15 protein-coding genes are annotated in these 18,102 nt (G+C 48.6%); 10 read left to right on the forward strand and 5 right to left on the reverse strand.

The genetic code is table 11. From position 1 onward, the window contains the following. Positions 1–3: 3 nt before the first annotated feature. Positions 4–792: an SDR family oxidoreductase gene (locus BMW94_RS04915; protein WP_079695584.1), complete on the forward strand. Its 789-nt coding sequence runs from the start codon at positions 4–6 to the stop codon at positions 790–792. Positions 793–975: 183 nt separating this feature from the next. Here the strand turns inward: BMW94_RS04915 and BMW94_RS04920 are convergent, their stop codons facing one another. Then, the gene (locus BMW94_RS04920; protein WP_076287542.1) at positions 976–1,524 is read right to left on the reverse strand and encodes a GNAT family N-acetyltransferase; all 549 of its coding nucleotides are present in this window, start codon (positions 1,522–1,524) and stop codon (positions 976–978) included. Positions 1,525–1,555: 31 nt separating this feature from the next. Beyond that, positions 1,556–1,813, reverse strand: a complete 258-nt coding sequence (locus BMW94_RS04925) for a DUF2164 domain-containing protein (RefSeq protein ID WP_090808970.1) — start codon at positions 1,811–1,813, stop codon at positions 1,556–1,558. Between the two features lie 261 nt (positions 1,814–2,074). On the opposite strand from BMW94_RS04925, the gene BMW94_RS04930 reads away from it, so the two are divergent. Continuing rightward, positions 2,075–3,784, forward strand: coding sequence for a glutamine--tRNA ligase/YqeY domain fusion protein (locus tag BMW94_RS04930; protein ID WP_162842457.1), 1,710 nt, complete (start codon positions 2,075–2,077; stop codon positions 3,782–3,784). Between the two features lie 390 nt (positions 3,785–4,174). Here BMW94_RS04930 and BMW94_RS04935 read toward each other — a convergent pair whose 3' ends face one another. Then, positions 4,175–5,401, reverse strand: a complete 1,227-nt coding sequence (locus BMW94_RS04935) for an MFS transporter (RefSeq protein ID WP_063566968.1) — start codon at positions 5,399–5,401, stop codon at positions 4,175–4,177. A 96-nt stretch (positions 5,402–5,497) separates the two neighbouring features. Here BMW94_RS04935 and BMW94_RS04940 point away from each other — a divergent pair, with 96 nt between their 5' ends. After that, positions 5,498–6,106: a molybdenum cofactor guanylyltransferase gene (locus BMW94_RS04940; protein ID WP_063566969.1), complete on the forward strand. Its 609-nt coding sequence runs from the start codon at positions 5,498–5,500 to the stop codon at positions 6,104–6,106. Positions 6,107–6,138: 32 nt separating this feature from the next. On the opposite strand, the gene BMW94_RS04945 is transcribed toward BMW94_RS04940, so the two are convergent. Next, on the reverse strand, positions 6,139–7,113 hold the full coding sequence (locus BMW94_RS04945; protein WP_090995108.1) for an AraC family transcriptional regulator: 975 nt from the start codon (positions 7,111–7,113) through the stop codon (positions 6,139–6,141). A gap of 246 nt (positions 7,114–7,359) precedes the next feature. Here BMW94_RS04945 and BMW94_RS04950 point away from each other — a divergent pair, with 246 nt between their 5' ends. From BMW94_RS04950 to BMW94_RS04975, 6 genes are all read left to right on the forward strand, one after another. Beyond that, a complete protein-coding gene (locus BMW94_RS04950; protein WP_090995111.1) occupies positions 7,360–9,363 on the forward strand; it encodes a beta-galactosidase in 2,004 nt (667 codons plus the stop codon). Positions 9,364–9,493: 130 nt separating this feature from the next. Continuing rightward, positions 9,494–11,284, forward strand: coding sequence for a sensor histidine kinase (locus tag BMW94_RS04955; protein WP_090995114.1), 1,791 nt, complete (start codon positions 9,494–9,496; stop codon positions 11,282–11,284). After that, complete coding sequence (locus BMW94_RS04960; protein WP_063566931.1) at positions 11,281–12,381, forward strand: response regulator; 1,101 nt, start codon at positions 11,281–11,283, stop codon at positions 12,379–12,381. The genes BMW94_RS04955 and BMW94_RS04960 overlap by 4 nt, the downstream gene beginning before the upstream one ends. 144 nt (positions 12,382–12,525) lie before the next feature. Beyond that, entirely contained in the window at positions 12,526–13,806 is a 1,281-nt protein-coding gene (locus BMW94_RS04965) for an ABC transporter substrate-binding protein (protein WP_063566932.1), read from the forward strand. A gap of 78 nt (positions 13,807–13,884) precedes the next feature. Then, positions 13,885–14,769, forward strand: a complete 885-nt coding sequence (locus tag BMW94_RS04970) for a carbohydrate ABC transporter permease (protein ID WP_064641854.1) — start codon at positions 13,885–13,887, stop codon at positions 14,767–14,769. Continuing rightward, positions 14,766–15,593 carry a carbohydrate ABC transporter permease gene (locus BMW94_RS04975; RefSeq protein WP_024632759.1) on the forward strand — a complete coding sequence of 276 codons (828 nt, stop codon included), beginning with the start codon at positions 14,766–14,768 and terminating at the stop codon, positions 15,591–15,593. Before BMW94_RS04970 ends, BMW94_RS04975 begins: the two co-directional genes overlap by 4 nt. Before the next feature lie 115 nt (positions 15,594–15,708). Here BMW94_RS04975 and BMW94_RS04980 read toward each other — a convergent pair whose 3' ends face one another. Beyond that, positions 15,709–17,196, reverse strand: a complete 1,488-nt coding sequence (locus BMW94_RS04980; protein WP_090995116.1) for an aminotransferase-like domain-containing protein — start codon at positions 17,194–17,196, stop codon at positions 15,709–15,711. 157 nt (positions 17,197–17,353) lie between these two features. On the opposite strand from BMW94_RS04980, the gene BMW94_RS04985 reads away from it, so the two are divergent. Then, entirely contained in the window at positions 17,354–17,962 is a 609-nt protein-coding gene (locus tag BMW94_RS04985; RefSeq protein WP_090995119.1) for a LysE/ArgO family amino acid transporter, read from the forward strand. The last annotated feature ends 140 nt before the right edge of the window (positions 17,963–18,102 follow it).

Below are 18,102 nucleotides of genomic sequence, written 5' to 3' on the forward strand. Positions count from 1 at the left end.
ACAATGGACATGGGACTTCGGGGTAAAAAGGCGCTGGTGCTTGCATCCAGTCGAGGACTGGGCAAAGCGGTAGCCGCTCAATTGGCGGCAGAAGGCGCTGATGTCATGCTCGCCAGCCGGAACGAAGAGAAGCTTGCAGCGGTGAAGCAGGAGCTGCTGGCGCTGGGTGGCGGTGGACGTATCGAATATTGTGCAACCGATGTGACAAGCAAGGAAGATATTGATGCCCTGATTCGCAAGACAGGCGAGCGGTTTGGACAGATTGATATTTTGGTGAATAATTCAGGCGGCCCGCCTTCAGGAACATTCGAGTCATTGACGGATGAAGATTGGGAACGTGCATTTGAATTAAATGTACTTAGCTATGTCAGACTGATTCGCGGTGCGCTCCCTTACATGAAGGAGAATGGCGGACATATCGTGAACATTGCCTCCACCTCTGTGAAGCAGCCGATCCCCGGTCTGATTCTGTCCAATACGTTCCGTACGGGGGTATTCGGATTAGCCAAGACCTTGTCACAGGAACTCGCGCCATATGGCATTCTGATTAATACGGTTGCACCGGGTAGAATTGGTACGGATCGGATACGTGAACTGGATGCTGCACGTGCAGAGCAGAACGGAATAAGTGAGGAAGAAGTTGCCGAACAATTCCGTAAGGAAATTCCACTGGGACGTTATGGTCAACCCGACGAGTTTGCCAAAGCAGTTGTGTTCCTCTTATCAGGAGCGAATACGTACATTACAGGTACATCTCTTGTAGTGGACGGTGGCATGGTACGTGCGCTCTAAGAAGAAGTCGGATCGAGAGATTCGAAGTTATATGGATGCATAAATGCGCAAATAAGATAAGCCCCTCCTTATTCTCCACGTGTTGTGGAGTAGGAGGGGCTTTAAGGGTTGATGTATGCATTGTGAGGGCCGTCATTCGTAATGGAAGCTGGTCCTCCAACCATTCAAATTATGTAAGTCTAATTAGCGTAAAAGTTCCCATTCATGCTGCAGCATGCCATACACCGCATGGTTAACATAGCCCTTAGGCAGTTTCTCAGCCTGGCGAATAACGCCTTCAAGGACGAATCCAAGCCGTTCAGGGATGGCCCGGCTCCGCTTGTTGTTGGTTGCTGAACGAATCTCGACACGGTTCAGATCCAGGGTGACGAGAGCGTAGTCCACCAGAACGCGGCATGCGCTGGTCATCAAGCCTTGACCTTCAAAACCTTTGCCAAGCCAGTATCCGATGCTTACCGAGCGGTTGGTCCAGTTGATTTCGTGGAAGCCGATGATGCCGGCAAGATCGCCTTTCAGCCAGACACCTGCGGTGAACCCGCCGTTGTCAGCGCCCTGTTTCAATGCATTGCTGATAAAATTTGAAGTGTGCTCAATCTCGGTCACGTTGTCCACCCACGGTAACCAATGCCTCAACTGGTCCCGCGAGCGGTCCGTGAGTTCGAACAACGGTTTGGTGTGCTCCATGGCAAGTGGGCGGAGTTCGGTATATTCATCCAATGAATAGGTAAACATGAGTGCAACCTTCTTTCTTTAAAATAATGAATTATCGGGAATTCTTCGGTAGCTTGCGCTCCAATGCAAACAGGTCTTCTTCCATCGAGGCCATGCGTTGATTCACCGTAGTACGGGCGTCACCCAGTGCCTGATTATATATGAAGGGAGCCAACTGGGTCATGAAAAGATCCAGCACACCCCAAGCTGCCAGATCGCCCAGTTCTTCGCCGCGTTCCTCTTCGAAATACGACTGGATGGTACGTATGGCTTCATCCTGTTGTTCTTTGGACAGTTTTAGCGCGTTCAATGGGAAACCCTCCCTTAAATTCTGTTTTTCTATCATGCTACATGATTCGTGCGAACCCGTCAAAATGGTTTTGGGCCTATCTTGTGTGTAACTGATCCTGATTTTGGGGCGTTATTTATTGAACTCCTCCCTCGTTAAAGGTATATTTAAATGAAACGCGTACGAAACTTTCCAAGAAAATAGATTTTTTCAGGAAATGACTTCGTTATAAAGGAATTTTAGCCGGAATTGCTGCAAATTCCTGAAAGCTCCAATCAATTCATGAAAGGTTTGATACCTGTGGACAATCGTACAACCCCACCTAACTTTATCAAAAATATTATTACCGAAGATCTCCGGTCAGGGAAAGTCCAGGAAGTCATTACCCGTTTTCCTCCGGAACCGAACGGTTATCTGCATATCGGCCATGCCAAAGCGATCTGGATTAACTTTGCACTGGGTGGCGAATTTGGCGGCAAAACAAATCTGCGCTTCGATGACACAAATCCGGTCAAGGAAGATGTAGAGTATGTTCAATCGATTCAGGAAGACGTGAAATGGCTCGGATATGAGTGGAGCGAGAAACGTTTTGCTTCCGATTATTTTGATGAAATGTACAGCCGCGCGGTCTTGCTGATCCAAAAAGGCAAAGCTTATATCGACGACCAAAGCGCTGACGAAATCCGTGCTATGCGTGGAACGCTCACTGAGCCGGGCAAGAACAGCCCGTACCGTGACCGCACTGTAGAAGAGAATCTGGACCTGTTCACACGGATGCGTGCAGGCGAATTCCAGAACGGTGAGAAAGTGCTGCGCGCCAAGATTGATATGGCTTCACCGAACATCAATCTACGTGATCCGGTCATTTATCGTATTGCTCATGCACATCATCATAATACGGGTGACAAATGGTGCATCTATCCGATGTACGCATTCGCACATCCACTTGAAGATGCCATTGAAGGAGTAACCCACTCCCTCTGCTCCCTGGAGTTTGAGGACCAACGTCCATTCTATGATTGGGTTATTGCCGAATGTGAGATGGAGAACCAACCACATCAATATGAGTTTGGCCGCCTGAACCTGTCGCAAATGGTGACAAGTAAACGGAAGCTGAAACTGCTCGTGGATGAAGGCCATGTGGATGGATGGGATGATCCGCGCATGCCAACGATTTCAGGTCTGCGCCGCCGGGGATATACACCGGAAGCGATTCGTGATTTCGTATTCGAAACAGGCATCTCCAAAAGCCAAGGCGTCATCGACCTGCAAACGCTGGAGCACTTTGTACGTGAAGATCTGAAATTGAAAGCTCCGCGCACGATGGCTGTCCTGCACCCGCTCAAAGTAGTCATTACCAACTACCCTGAAGGGCAAGTGGAATGGCTCGAAGCTGAGAACAATGTGGAGAACCCGGAGATGGGCAATCGCCAAATTCCGTTCTCTCGCGAGATTTACATTGAACAAGACGATTTCATGGAAAATCCACCGAACAAATATTTCCGTTTGTTCCCTGGCAACGAAGTTCGTCTGAAACATGCGTATTTCATCAAATGTAACGATGTAATCAAGGATGCAGAAGGCAATGTGACTGAAATCCATTGTACCTATGATGTGGAAACGAAGAGCGGCAGTGGATTCACAGGCCGTAAAGTTAAAGGTACCATCCACTGGGTGGAAGCAAGCCAAGCGGTACCTGCTGAATTCCGTCTGTATGAACCTCTGATCGCCGCAGAAGCACCGGATGCTGAAGAGGAAACAGAGCTTGAAGAGCAACCGGAGAAAACGTTCCTGGATCAATTGAATCCAAACTCTCTTGAAGTCGTTCAAGGGTTTGTGGAGCAAGAGATGAAGGAAGCGAAAGCACAGGATAAATTCCAGTTCTTCCGTCATGGTTACTTCAGCGTTGATCCGAAACATTCCGAGCCAGGCCGTCCGGTATTTAACCGGGTAGTATCCCTGAAAAGCTCGTTCCAACTGCCAAAAGCATAAGGTTAAGTACAAAGGTAGAACAATAGGTGAAGTTAGAGGTTTAGGGTGAGAAAACAAGTTAGGGTTATACGCCTAAGCTGTAAACCTAAATCCATAAAATTCAATCTATAAACGTAAAGGCGTCTCCAGGGCAACAAGCCAATGGAGACGCCTTTCTCTTTATTACTACTATTCTTAATCTTTTGTTTGATTGTTTGAACTTTGTTATTTACACCATAACGAGAGGACAGAATAAAGCTGGAGAAGCGTAGCGGTCGCCTTTATCACCGGATTTTACCCTTATAGAAAGGGGATCAAAAAAATCCGGGGATAACAGCGATCGAAAGATTGTTCTGTCTTCGTAGTGATCCAGTGTAAATCTTGAAAGGTTCAACCTTTGCCAACAAAAGATTATCTTTCACCCATTTCCGTCAACACTGTTGGCTGATAGCCGTTGCGGCGGTTCGAGAGCCACATGATTGCAAAACCAACAGCACCGATCAGGGAGAAGAATACCCCGATGTTATACATTACTTCGGCACCGAAGCTCTGGAACAGCCAGCCGCCGAACAGGCCGGCAATGACACCAGAGAGGCCGCCCCAGGCCATTGTATACACGGCCTGACCAGAGGAACGGTACGGCCTTGGAATGAACAGCATCGTCAGCTGGGTTCCTACATAGAAATACCCGCCGAACGTAATGGAGTGCATGAGCTGAATGAACACAATCTCTAATGGATTGTTCGCTAAGGCCATGAGCTGCCAGCGAATGGCGAACAACAGACTGATCAGGATGAGCGATGATAGAAGCATGCTCATTTTGCGTTTGAGAAAACGGTCCAGGAGCAAGAAAACACCCACTTCAAGGATGGATGATGTGAAGATGGCCCAGCCAACCATCTGTTTATCGCCACCCATTTCCACGATGTATAATGACATAAATGTACTGTTCATGGCGTTGGGTACGGAAACGAGCACCCCAAGCCCGATAAAGATCATAAAGTACGGATTGAACATCACCCTGCCGAAACGTCGAAAGCTCACTACAGGTGTATCTGAAGCGATCGGCTGTCTGGGTAGAAACAAGGCAAAGACAAAGGCAATGACAATCATGAAGGCAAAGACAATCGATACACTGCCCGCCCCCAGGCGGTCAATCAGCGGTCCGGCAGCCACAGCGGTTAGAGCCCAACCCAGCGATCCCCATAGCCGAAACGTACCGAATTTCTGAGTCGTGCCATCGATATAACCGAGAATCAGGCTGTTGGTTTGGGCAAACAGTGGACTTTGAAAAAAATAAAAAAAGATCATGGCTGCATAGATCCAGGCATACGTAGGCGCATAGAATACGGCCTGAGCAAGCACAAAGGTGCCACCCATCATCATCATCAGAATAATGCGAATATTGCGTGATTTATCGCTCCAGAAGCCCCAGAACGGATTAGCGAACAAGGATACAAACGGACCAATTGCCATCAGACTGCCAATCTCCAATTTGGTCATCCCGATTTCCTGCAAATACAACTGAAGAAAACCGGCGAAGATTGAAATGGCTCCATAAATGAAAAAGTTATATAGTTTCAGCGAAACCAAAGAGGGATTGCCTCTTCCGGGTGCATATCTGTCCAATAGAGCCATTCCTTTCAGAATCATATTCTTCAATGTATCATTTGTTGAAAGGGTATTCAATGTATAGAATAAGTTTATTGAACGAGGAGGATTACCGTGAGCACGATGGAATGGACAGGTATTGTATTGGCAGGAGGTTTATCCCGCCGTATGGGTTCCAATAAGGCATTGTTGGAATGGAATGGTTCCAGCGTGCTGGAGCAGGTCATCCAAGCGATGGCACCAGCTGTGAATAGTATTATCGTTTCCGCAGGAGCCAACACGGCTGCATACAAGGCATTGCCCTATGACTGCGTTCAGGATTATTACCCTGGGAAGGGACCGCTGGCAGGGTTGCATGCCGCGCTGAAAGCTTCGCAGACAGACTGGAACCTTGTCTGCGCCTGTGATATGCCGCTGCTAGAGCCATCCTTTTTCAAAGGCTTGAAGTGGCTCACCGAATCAGGTCAAGAGCATCACGCAATCGTTCCACGACTGGCAGGGCGTGTTCATCCGCTTGCAGGTGCATATCATAGATGTGTTCTCCCCGAAATTGAACAGCGCTTAATAGATAATAGACTGAAAGTAACCCAATGGCTTGAAGAGATCAGCTGCCGATATGTCGACGTCGATGAGCTGGAAAGCGCTGGTGTCCATGATTTGGCCATTCAGCTTAGTAATATGAATACCCCGGAAGAGTATGAGCATATTCGCAACAGATCATACGGCCCTTAACCCATCTATTCATTCATCTTCGGATTCCTTTCTTAGTCCGATTCGGTCTGCCAACTCTGGTCCACTGGACCCGATTCGTTGGATAGATCCTGAACGGCGTTGCGATATTGAAGTGGACTCTGACCCGTCCATCGTTTGAATTGCCGACTGAAGTGCGACAGATGGGTGTAGCCCAGCTTCCATGCAATTTCACCCAAAGAGAGCTTCGGCTGTTCGATCAGTACTTTGGCTTCCTGCAGCTTCAGGCTGGACAGGTAGGCCCGTGGAGATTGTCCGTACACCTTACGGAAGATCTGCAGCCCATATCCCGGACTGATGCCAAACGATGATATAATCTGCTCTACTTTGACGGTGGATACGTTGCCCTCTTGGATTCGGAGCTGCGTATGGAACGCCTGTTTGATGGCTTCTGCGATGGCTCCTGCATAATGCATGGCTGCGGGAGCTGGAGCATTAGGCGAAGCATCAGATCGGGTGGATAGTGGTTCACGGTCAGCTGCTTGGGACAGCAGGGCAAACAATTCAAACATGCGTGCCTGCATGATAAATTTGTCTGTGGAAGTGTATGCCTCCGATGTTCTGATCATGTTCATCCAGTTCTCCAGGACAGGGCGCATTTGCATATTATCTGTGGTGCCTGCCTCATAGATTCGGCTGTGATGTGACATCAGCTTCAGGGTAAATACGGGATCATCTACATTAAAATGAGCACTGAAGTACGTCATGCCCTCTGATGATACACATTGGTTTGTATGTTTGAATCCGGGTGGAATTAGCAGAATCGAACCTTCCTCAACCGTATAGGTATATCCGTGAATTACACTCTCCTGAGTCCCCTTTATAATCAGCATAATTTCAAAGCCCGGATGGCATTCCTCCGGCATCGCCCAACCGTATGGAACTTGTTGGCTGTGCGCTCCATAGAATTTAATGTTACAGTCGATAATAGGCAGCCAGTGAGCCAGTGTATGATGTGGCATTTCTCGCAGCTGCGATCGGATATCCATGACATTCACCTCGGAAAAGGGTAAAAATAACTCGCCTTGTACAATCGGCACCCATAGTATACTTCATTATAATCAGTTTAACGCCAACATTGAAAATCGCAGAACAGGAGAGCGTTCGGCAGATTGCTAAGTCTCTGATGTACTTCAATAGATAATAATGTAAACGTTATCATCTTTCAATTGGATCATTTCATTTTGTATAAATGCCAAGAGCTTCATACTTCCGGATGAAAAGGGGATTTTAACATGGACAAGTTATTGTACGGGGTAGCCTACTATGACGAATATATGCCTTATGAGCGATTGGACAAGGATATTCAGATGATGAAAGATGCAGGCATCAACGTGGTGCGGATTGCGGAATCAACATGGAGTACGCATGAACCACAGAATGGTGTATTCGACTTCTCCTCAGTAGATCGTGTTCTGGATGCCATGCATGCGGCGGGTATTCAGGTTATTGTGGGTACACCTACGTATGCTGTTCCGACGTGGATGGTCAAGGAGCACCCGGATGTTCTGGCAACAACGGTACAGGGACCGGGGAAATATGGGGCGCGGCAGATCATGGATATCACACATCCGACGTATCTGTTCTATGCGGAACGCATCATTCGCAAGCTGATTTCCCGTGTCAGTAAACACCCTGCCGTGATTGGTTATCAGACGGATAACGAAACGAAGCATTACAACACTGCCGGAGATAATGTACAATTGCAATTCGTCAAATATATGCGTAACAAATTCAGCTCATTGGATGATCTGAACAAGGAATTTGGGCTGGATTACTGGAGTAACCGCATTAATAGCTGGGAGGACTTCCCGTCTGTTGTTGGTACAATCAACGGCAGTCTGGGAGCTGAATTTGCCAAATTCCAGCGCCAACTGGTAACTAACTTTCTAGCGTGGCAGGTCGGAATTGTAAATGAGTACAAACAGGAGGGGCAGTTTGTAACCCAGAATTTTGACTTCGACTGGCGTGGATATTCGTACGGCATTCAGGGAGATGTGGACCATTTTGCCGCATCCAAACCTTTTGACATCACCAGTGTGGACATCTACCATCCGTCGCAGGATGATCTGACCGGCATTGAGATTTCATTCGGTGGTGACGTGGCACGTTCCACCAAACAATCGAACTATCTCGTACTGGAGACGGAAGCGCAGGCTTTCTGGCATTGGGTTCCCTACCCCGGACAGCTTCGCCTTCAGGCGTTTAGCCACCTGGCATCGGGAGCAAACATGGTCGCCTATTGGCACTGGCATTCCTTGCATAATTCGTTCGAGACGTATTGGAAAGGATTGCTGAGCCATGATTTTGAACCCAATCCGGTCTACAACGAGGCCAAAACGATCGGCCGGGATTTTGCCAGACTTAGCCCGCAACTGGTGAATTTGAAGAAAACGAATCGGGTAGCCGTGCTGTTCAGCAATGAGGCGTTGACGTCGATCAAGTGGTTCGGATTTAATTTTACGAGTGACAAAAAATACAACGACGTTGTTCGCTGGATGTATGACGAATTATACAAAATGAATATTGGCTGTGATCTGATTGATCCGTCTGTGGAGAGTTATGAAGGCTATGATGTGATCGTTGTGCCTGCTTTGTACGCAGCTTCCGATGTCTTGCTCGAGAGGCTGAATCAATTTGTACATGATGGTGGGCATGTCGTTTACTCCTTCAAGAGCGGATTCGCTAATGAGCATATTAAGGTCCGCTCTACCCGCCAGCCTGGACTGATCAGTGAGGCTTGTGGCATCAGTTACAACCTTTTTGTAGAGCCGAAAAATGTTTCGCTTCGAGATGATCCGTTCGAGGTTGGGGAGGAACAGAATCAGATTCACACCTGGATGGAACTCATCACACCAACAACTGCAGAAGTGCTGGCCTGGTATGATCATCCTCACTGGGGAGAATATGCAGCAATTACTCAGAATACCTATGGCAAGGGCAAAGCAACGTACGTTGGATGTTATACCAGCTCCGCGGTGATCCGCAACGTGTTGGAGCGTGTCATGAAGGAAGCTGGACTGTGGGGAACCGATCAGGAATTGGCTTTTCCAATCATCGTGAAGAGCGGAGTGAATGATCAGGGGAATACGATTCGGTATTTCTTTAACTACTCCGATCAGGCGATTTCGTTCGTGTATGCCTACGGGGATGGAACGGAACTTTTGGCAGGAACAGCGGTGTCTGGAGGGCGGAATATGAAGCTGGAACCATGGGGGTTCTGCATTATTGAGCAATAATGGGAAATCATAAATGAATTGACAAGTCTGTTTTCAATGATTATAAAAAGAATACCAAGACCAAAGCGCCCTCGGCTTCATGCTGGGGCGTTTATCTTATTTTAGCTCATAGCTCAGGAGTGGATGCCTCGTGTTTACCGAATTATATCGGAAGCTTACTAATCCGTTCAAACGCAGCATTCGCAACAAATTAATCCTCACCATGACGTTTCTGGCCATTCTGCCCGTCATTGCCATGACGGTTGTAGCAGCCGAAAATACCCGTTCTTCCATGGAAGAAGAGATCATGGAGACCAACCGTGCGAATATGAATTGGGCCTCCATCTATTTGGGTGAACAATTCGCGCGGATGAACAATCTCATCTATTCCATTCAGATCAGTGATGAGCTGCATCAGTATTTGGCATTGAACCAGGATGCTCCAGCTGCCAGCCGCTTCGATGAACAGAAGGCTGTGTTCAACATGCTGAACAGTGTATATTATTCGGCTGGCAACTATGTATTTGGTGTGGAATTATACCTGAAGGAACTGGACACATTGTTTACCTTCAACTCGATGGAAAGCCGAATCCGATCGGTTCCGGACATTCCTTCGGCATACGATGAACTTTTTGAACAGCATAAGGACTTTACGATTATTAATGATCCGAACGATCCGGAGAAGTTCCATATGACCCGCAGCATGAACCGATTCGAGGATCAGGCGCAGATCGGCGCGATCAGTCTGGAAGTCAAGTGGGCCGAATTCAATCAGACATTGGAATTGCTGGACAGCCGGGGAGATTATGCGGTGTACATCGCGGATAGTACGGGAAGTCCGGTCTATCAGCCCAATAAGGAGATACAGCCTTCAGCAGAGGCACTGGAAAGGCTCGCAGCTACAAAGGATAGTTCCGGTTTCATTCGAACAGCCAAGGAATATGTATTCTATCATGCCATTGATCCGTCAGGAATGCGTCTGATCAAAATTGTACCTTCCCATGTCATCAATGAGAGTGCAATGGAAACGATGAAATATGGTCTTGTTGTGGGTGGGCTGGCTACCGTGGTTTCGGTGTTGTTGGCAGCATTAGTGGCTTGGCGAACATCCAAACCGATTGTCAGACTGGCGAATTCAATGAAGGGAATCCAGTTGATCAAGGACAAGGAAGTGGTGCGCAGTGGTCGGGTGGATGAGATTGGCCTGCTGGAGAAAAATCTGCATGGTATGGCAAGCCGCATTCGGGAGCATATCCGGGATAACTATCTCATGAATCTGGAGAAACAGACGGCCGAGCTCAAGGCGCTTCAGTCCCAGATTCACCCGCATTTTCTACAAAATACGTTGCAGATGATCGGAGGTATGGTGTACTCACAGAAGCCGGCAGACAGTTATAAAGTTATTCGTGCACTAAGTGAGATGTTCCGTTATATTGTCAGAGCGCCGGATGGTCTCGTGCCATTACAGTCCGAATTGGACCAACTGGAGCATTATATGCTCATCCAGAAGCAGCGTTTTGGCAGCAGACTTGAATATAAACTGGAGATTGAAGGCGGGCTGAATGACTGTTACATTCCCAAGTTGTCCCTGCAACCGATTGTGGAGAATGCATTTGTTCATGGTCTGGAGAAAAAGCAGGGAGAGTGGAAATTGAACATTCAAGTTGTCCGACTAGATCATGAGGTAACCATCCGCATTTCCGATAATGGGATGGGCATGGATCAAGAGAGGCTGGCCGAGATGCAATCAAGACTGTCCAAGCTGTCCCAGCAAGGAGACAGAGTATGGAGCTCGGGCACTAGCATTGGTCTGGTCAATGCCGCATCACGCATTTTGATGCACTTTGGGCCTGCATACGGTATGAACATGGAGAGTGGGGAAGGACAGGGAACCCGTGTCACTGTTCGAATTCCTTGCCATACAGGAGGCGAGATCTCGTGAACAAGGATCATTATAGAGTGCTGTTAGTGGACGACGAGCCATGGAATAGAGACATTTTGCGCAATTTGGGCACGTGGGATGAGCTTGGCATGGTGGTAGCAGGTGAGGCAGAGGATGGCGGAGAGGCGATCCGGTTGGTCGAGCAGCATCAGCCCCATATTATCATTACAGACATGCGTATGCCGGGTAAAGACGGCGTGGAACTGCTCCAGACGCTGAGCGCACAATATCCGCATATCAAAGTGATTGTGGTCAGCGGTTATGATGATTTCAATTATGCGAAACATGCCATTCGTCACCGTGCCGCTGATTATCTGCTTAAGCCAGTAAATCCCGATGAATTGAATAACGTTCTGGCCAAGTGTAAACGTGAATTGGAAAAGACCGAGTCCGGGCCGGAGTCGTGGGAACCTTATCCTTCGGCTTTTTCTGGCGAATTCTCGTTGTTTCAGCAGCAGGCACGCTTGCGTTTTAACGACTTGAACGTTCAGGGATTACATGAGCTGTTCGGGCAGCTGGAGCACCGACTTGATACCAGTGATATCCGGAGACCGCAACAGCTTGGGCGGATCGCATACGAATTACAGACGCTGCTGGGCGAGCTGTGTGTTTCCAACGGCTTATGCGAGCAACCTGTAGCAGCTGTGCTCCCGCCGCCGACGGCTCTGGCGTCCATCGCATCGGCGGTGGACTGGATATCAGCGCCTTACTATACTTCGTTGGAGCAGCTGATTGCGCAGCGCAAATTCAAGAACAAGCTGAACCTGGATGAGGTGAAGCAATACATCGAGCAGCATTGCATGGAGATGATTACGCTGGAGCAGCTTGCCCAGATCTTTTTTGTTAGCAAAGAATATCTCAGCAAGGTGTTCAAAAAAGAACACAGCGTGAATGTGACCGACTATATTGTCCAGTTACGGATGGCAAGAGCCAAGGAGTGGGTGCTCGATGATCAGATTCCATTCAAACATATTGCTGAGATGACGGGTTATGAGGATGTATCGTACTTTTACCGGGTGTTCAAGAAACACTTCGGAGTTTCGCCTGGAGAGATGCGAAAGGGACAACCTCGAATATCAGGTAACAGCCCTAAATAATTCGTTCACAGAGAGCTTACAGTTGGATTAAGGTTTAAAATAATCCAATAAATGAGTCTAATAATGTCCAATGAAGCGCTTTCATTTCGTGATATATAATGATCCTATGAAAGACAAACCAGTTACACCGGGAGGTCATAAGAGATGAAAGTATGGAAAAGCGTAGCAAGTGCGGTACTTGTGAGTGTTCTGCTCGCAGGCTGCGGTTCCAATGCGGGTACGGATGGTAAGACGGAGGGAACTGCATCGGGCAGTACGGTGTCCCTCAAAGTATTCATTGCACAGCCGCGGCTGAAAGAACATTACGATAAATATATAGAACAGTTCAAAGCCAAGGAGAAAGCCGAAAAGAATATTGAGGTCAACGTACAACTGGAGATGCCGCCAGCAGATAATGCGCCTCAGATTCTGAAAACACGACTTGCCTCCAATGATGCACCGGACGTGTTCGCACTTCATGCGGTCAATGAAATTCCACCGTTCAGCAAAGCAGGTTATCTGGAAGACCTGTCGGGTCAACCTTTTGTCGATAAATTACTGGATTCCGTTAAGCCTTCCGTAACGGATGCATCGGGTAAAGTCGTGGCCGTTCCTTTGGAAACGTTATCTTGGGGATACCTGTACAATAAGGATATTTTCAAAGAGCAGGGGATAGAGGTACCTACAACTTTGACGGAAATGAAAGCGGTCGTGGAAAAGCTGAAAGCAGCCAACATCACCCCGTTTGAACTTTCATACAAAGAAGCCTGGATTCCACAACTGTTCCTGCCACTTACTGTAGGTGCACTGACTCAGTCAGAACATAAAGACTTCTTGGATAAGATGAATCAGGATCAAGGTTCCTTCTCGGATATGAAATCCTTGTTCGACATCTTCGATCTCGTCAATGCCAATGGAACGGAGAAAGCACTCGAAGTGGGCGGCGATGATGGTTCAGCAGCCTTTGCAACAGGCAAAGCAGCAATGTGGATTCAAGGACCTTGGTTCGCGGAAACCATCCTGAAGTCCAATCCGGATATCAACTTCGGCGTAGCTCCACTGCCGATCAATGACAACCCGGATGATACCAAAATCAACCTGAGCACATCGACTTCACTGGCCGTATCTTCCTCCAGCAAAAACAAGGAAGTGGCACTCGACTTCGTAAACTATGTTCTCGATGACAAGGACTCAAGTGCATTCTACGAAGCACTGAAATTCAATCCGGTTGCCAAAATTCATGACTTCAAAAGTTTCCCTTGGGTAGACGATGCCCTGAAATATGTTAATGAAGGCAAAGCGTATCAGGATCCATCCATTCCTCAAGCGGTTAAGGATGAATCAGGCAAAGCGCTGCAAGGTTACTACTCCGGACAACTGGATCAGCAGCAGGTGATTGATGCGCTCGACAAGGCGTGGAAATCCTACAACAAAGTCAACAAGTAAGCAGATGAAACGGCTGGCAGAACGGTCTTCGTTCCCCCGTTTCCGCGAGTCTGCTTATAGTGAAAAGGGGGAGAACCAATGGCTACGAATGTATTCAAGAAGTATCTGTCGCTGCTAGCGTTCACTGCGCCTGCCTTTGTCATCTATGCCATTTTCCTGCTATATCCCACATTTAGCGGCTTATTCTACAGCTTGACGGACTGGAATGGTCTGAACCGGGATTACAGTTTTATCGGTCTGGGGAACTTCGTGGAACTGTTCAAGGAAGATCCCGACTTTCTGAATTCCCTGTGGTTCACGTTGAAATATGTGGTGTTTATGCTGATCCTGCAAAATGGAATTGCCTTGCTGCTCGCCGTGTTCATTGAGACACGGACGCGCAGCAAGGGGTTATTCCGGACCCTGTTTTTCATGCCGAACATGATCAGTACAATCATCAGCGCCTTTATGTGGACATTCATCTTCTCCCAGGTGCTGCCGCAGCTGGCCGAGAAGTTGGCCGTCTCCTTTTTGGACCAACAGTGGCTGGGTGATCCGAAATTTTCATTCTACTCCATCCTGATCGTATCGCTCTGGAATGGTGTGGGGTATATGATGATCATCTATCTGGCTGCACTCCAGGGTGTGCCGAAGAGTCTGAAGGAAGCGGCTGTTATTGATGGAGCCAACGCGTTCCAGGTACTGCGTAATGTCGTATTGCCGATGATCACTCATGCCGTGACGATCTGTTTCTTCCTGACACTGAACGGAGCATTCAAAGTATTTGAAGTTGTGTACGGTCTTACAGGTGGCGGTCCAGGCAGAGCCACTCAGGTCATTACGATGAATATTTATGAAGAGGCATTCTCCAACAATTTTAGATACGGATATGCCAGTGCCAAGTCGGTTGTGTTATTCGTCATCGTGCTCATCTTCACGCTCATTCAGATTACGGTGATGAAGAAGAAAGAGGTGGAAGCATGAGGATGCAACGAATTAACAGCTACCTTATTCGACTGCTGCTGGTGCTGGGCTCCCTCGTCGCAATGCTGCCAATCTACATGGCGATTGTGAACTCATTCAAAACACAAGGCGAAATGTTCCAGTCCTTTATAGCTCTCCCAACGACATTTCATTGGGAAAACTACTCGGATGCATTTAACAAAATCAATCTGCTAGGCAGCTCATTGAACTCGGCGATTGTATCCTTCCTGGGGATTGGCGGTATTGTATTCTGTGCTTCATTGGCCGGCTACAAGCTGTCGCGTACTTCAGGCAGATTGAGCAACCTGATCTTCTTCCTGTTCGTGGCATCCATGCTCGTTCCTTTTCACTCGATCATGATTCCGCTGACACGGGTTGCCAAAGGACTTCACGTTCAAGGCAGCACATACGGATTGGCCCTGATCTATATCGGACTTGGTGTGAACATGGCGATCTTCCTGTATCACGGGTTTGTTAAGTCCATCCCGCGTGAATTGGAAGAATCGGCACAGATGGATGGATGTAATGAGTTCCAGACGTTCTTCCAGATCATCTTCCCATTGTTGCTGCCAATTACGGTCACCATCGCCATCTTGGACTTCCTGTGGATATGGAATGACTTCCTGTTGCCGCTGCTCATGCTGACGGATGTAAATCGTTATACGCTGATTCTGTCCACGAACATGCTGTTTGGCGAGTACAATAAGGAATGGCCGTTGATTCTATCCTCCCTGGTACTGACCGCTATTCCGGTGGTTCTCATCTATGCGTTCTTCCAAAAGTTCATCATGGAGGGGATTGCAGAGGGTGCGGTAAAAGGGTAAGGAAAACCTGCCTGCGATCTAGACGAGATGTATCTGTCTCATGAATACAAAAACTCAAAAGAACCGCCATGATCGGAGGGATGTCACTCCTTACAATCAAGGCGGTTCTTTCATTTCATGATGTCATCAGCTTTTTGACTGTCTGTGCCAGAAGGTGAAGGCCCCGCTCCATCTCATCCGGTGAAGCATAGGCATAGGACAGACGAATGTGCTCCGCATCTAGGCGGTCATAAAGATAACCCGGATGAATCAGCACATGATTCTCCAGACAGGCATGGAACAGTTCGCGAATGGAAAGAGGACTGACGGTAAATCGGAGCCAGATATAAAAGCCTCCGGCAGGTATGCTCCACTCGGCGAGTTCAGCGAAATCGCGTTGCAGAAGCTGGATCATGAAGTCTCTGCGTCTGCGCAGTTCTGGCCGCAGGCGATCCATATGCTGCTCGTGGTATCCATCGGCAAACCAGAGTGCAGCAGCCTCCTGAGCGAGGGAGCTGGTGCCATAATCCGTCTGCATCTTGATGTCTGCGAGGCGACGGATGACCGGCTCCGGCCCAACCAGCCAGCCGAGGCGCAGACCGGGGCTCACCGCCTTGGACAAGGTGCCCATGTGCAGCACCCGTCCTTCTTTATCACGCGCCTTCAGCGCTGGCGGCGGGAGCTCGTCCAGCCACAGGTCGCTGTAAGCGGCATCCTCCAATATGGAGATGCCAGTGTTTCGCGCTGTGGCGAGAATTTCTTCCCGGCGGCTGTCACTCATGACGGAGCCGGTAGGATTGTGGAAGCTCGGAATCGTATAGAGCAGTGAGATGCTGTCCCTGTTTGCATTGTTCTGTACGGCATCTTCCAGACGCGGAGTGTGTAAGCCTTCGGCATCCATCGGAATGCCGCTCATTTTCAATCCGGCGGATTGGAAGGCATGAATGGAGTACAGATAAGATGGTTTCTCCAGCAGAACTGCCGATCCGCGGGGCAGAAGCCCAACTGAAATAAGGTGCAGTGCCTGAAGAGAGCCGGATACGATCAGAATGGAGTCAGGGGAGGCTTGGATACCGCTTTCTTGCAAGTAAACGGACAAAGCCTGACGGAGCTCCAGACTACCCTGAGGTTCGAGGTAGTTTAGTGTACGAGGACGGCTGGATAGAGCAAGGAGGAGGTCGTTAAAAGCCTCCTGGGGCATCAGCTCAGGGGCAAGCTCACCTGTACCAAGCCTGATGATGCCTGGCTGGAACTCAGCCCGGTTAATCTGCTGTACCTCTGGCAGATTGGGATAATACCAGCCTTCTTCGATGGCTTCCTCCCAGTTGGGCATGGCTCCGTGAGCCAGCGCATGCCAGCCAGAGCCGCAGACATAGGTTCCGCCACCATGTCTGCCTTCAATCATGCCTGCGGAGGCCAGATTTTCCAATGCAGTAACCAGCGTGCTGCGATTCACTCCCATGGATTGAGCCAGTGTTCGTTGTGAAGGAAGCCGATATCCTGCTGTCCATTCGCCGGCAGTAATTTTCTCGCTGATATAGACTTCAATCTGTCGGTACAGAGGTAGGGAATGGGACGGGTCTGGCTTCCAGCTGCCCCCCTGTCGAGAATCGGAACGATTCATGGGCAGGTTTGCCTCCTTTATAGAATGAGTGATGGGATTTACGTTTTCTTTTATTTTGAACACTATATCATTTGGTTGGGTCCAATGCCATCCAAGTGGTTGGTTACGCCTGACGTTATCTCTACTATTATGGAGACATGTCTAAGGGGGATGAACGATGGGGGTAATTATTCACGCGGTGGTGCTGGCGTTTGGCCTGATCTTGCCACTCGGTGTACAAAATGTATTTATTTTTAATCAGGGCATGAGTCAACGAAGTTATGCGCGGGCGCTGCCAGCTATAGTAACCGCAGGACTCAGTGATACGTTGTTGATTGGTGCAGCGGTCGGAGGGGTGTCCCTCATTTTGCTGCAATGGCCGCTGCTGGCGAGTTTATTGTATGCAGGAGGGAGTGTATTTTTACTCTATATGGCATGGAGCATTTGGAGGTCATCCGGCCCTGCCAATAGTTCAGCAGCAGTGCTGTCTGCGGGAAGACAGATCGCCTTTGCTGCTTCCGTTTCCTTGCTTAACCCGCATGCCCTGCTGGACACGGTAGCCGTGATCGGCACCAGTTCACTTCAATACGAAGGGGTGGCACGGTTTTATTTTGCGATAACGGCGGCATTGGTATCATGGGTATGGTTTCTGGGACTGGCAGGTGCAGGCAGGCTAGTAGGTAGAACAGATCGTACAGGCCGGGTCAGTGTTTTCTTCAATCGGTTATCCGCTATTGTAATGGTCGGAATGGCGGGTATGATGCTGTGGAAGCTGATCTTCTCGTAAAATTGAAAAGAATGGGGCTGTCTCAAAAGGAGTACGCCTCGATCGAAGCGCTAGCTATGATGAACGTAACCGCAAAAAAATAGCCCTCCATATTGCTGCACATCGTAGGTTAAAATGGACAGTAAGAAGACCACCATTTC

Source organism: Paenibacillus sp. OK003 (genome assembly GCF_900109515.1).
GTDB classification, from domain to species: Bacteria; Bacillota; Bacilli; order Paenibacillales; family Paenibacillaceae; genus Paenibacillus; species Paenibacillus marchantiae.

What these genes read in the sequence shown, in the direction of transcription:
- BMW94_RS04915 (WP_079695584.1), top strand. Translation starts at nt 4, where the DNA reads ATGGACATGGGACTTCGGGGTAAAAAGGCGCTGGTGCTTGCATCCAGT.
- BMW94_RS04920 (WP_076287542.1), bottom strand. Translation starts at nt 1,524, where the DNA reads ATGTTTACCTATTCATTGGATGAATATACCGAACTCCGCCCACTTGCC.
- BMW94_RS04930 (WP_162842457.1), top strand. Translation starts at nt 2,075, where the DNA reads ATGAAAGGTTTGATACCTGTGGACAATCGTACAACCCCACCTAACTTT.
- BMW94_RS04935 (WP_063566968.1), bottom strand. Translation starts at nt 5,401, where the DNA reads ATGGCTCTATTGGACAGATATGCACCCGGAAGAGGCAATCCCTCTTTG.
- BMW94_RS04940 (WP_063566969.1), top strand. Translation starts at nt 5,498, where the DNA reads ATGGAATGGACAGGTATTGTATTGGCAGGAGGTTTATCCCGCCGTATG.
- BMW94_RS04945 (WP_090995108.1), bottom strand. Translation starts at nt 7,113, where the DNA reads ATGGATATCCGATCGCAGCTGCGAGAAATGCCACATCATACACTGGCT.
- BMW94_RS04950 (WP_090995111.1), top strand. Translation starts at nt 7,360, where the DNA reads ATGGACAAGTTATTGTACGGGGTAGCCTACTATGACGAATATATGCCT.
- BMW94_RS04965 (WP_063566932.1), top strand. Translation starts at nt 12,526, where the DNA reads ATGAAAGTATGGAAAAGCGTAGCAAGTGCGGTACTTGTGAGTGTTCTG.
- BMW94_RS04970 (WP_064641854.1), top strand. Translation starts at nt 13,885, where the DNA reads ATGGCTACGAATGTATTCAAGAAGTATCTGTCGCTGCTAGCGTTCACT.
- BMW94_RS04975 (WP_024632759.1), top strand. Translation starts at nt 14,766, where the DNA reads ATGAGGATGCAACGAATTAACAGCTACCTTATTCGACTGCTGCTGGTG.
- BMW94_RS04980 (WP_090995116.1), bottom strand. Translation starts at nt 17,196, where the DNA reads ATGAATCGTTCCGATTCTCGACAGGGGGGCAGCTGGAAGCCAGACCCG.
- BMW94_RS04985 (WP_090995119.1), top strand. Translation starts at nt 17,354, where the DNA reads ATGGGGGTAATTATTCACGCGGTGGTGCTGGCGTTTGGCCTGATCTTG.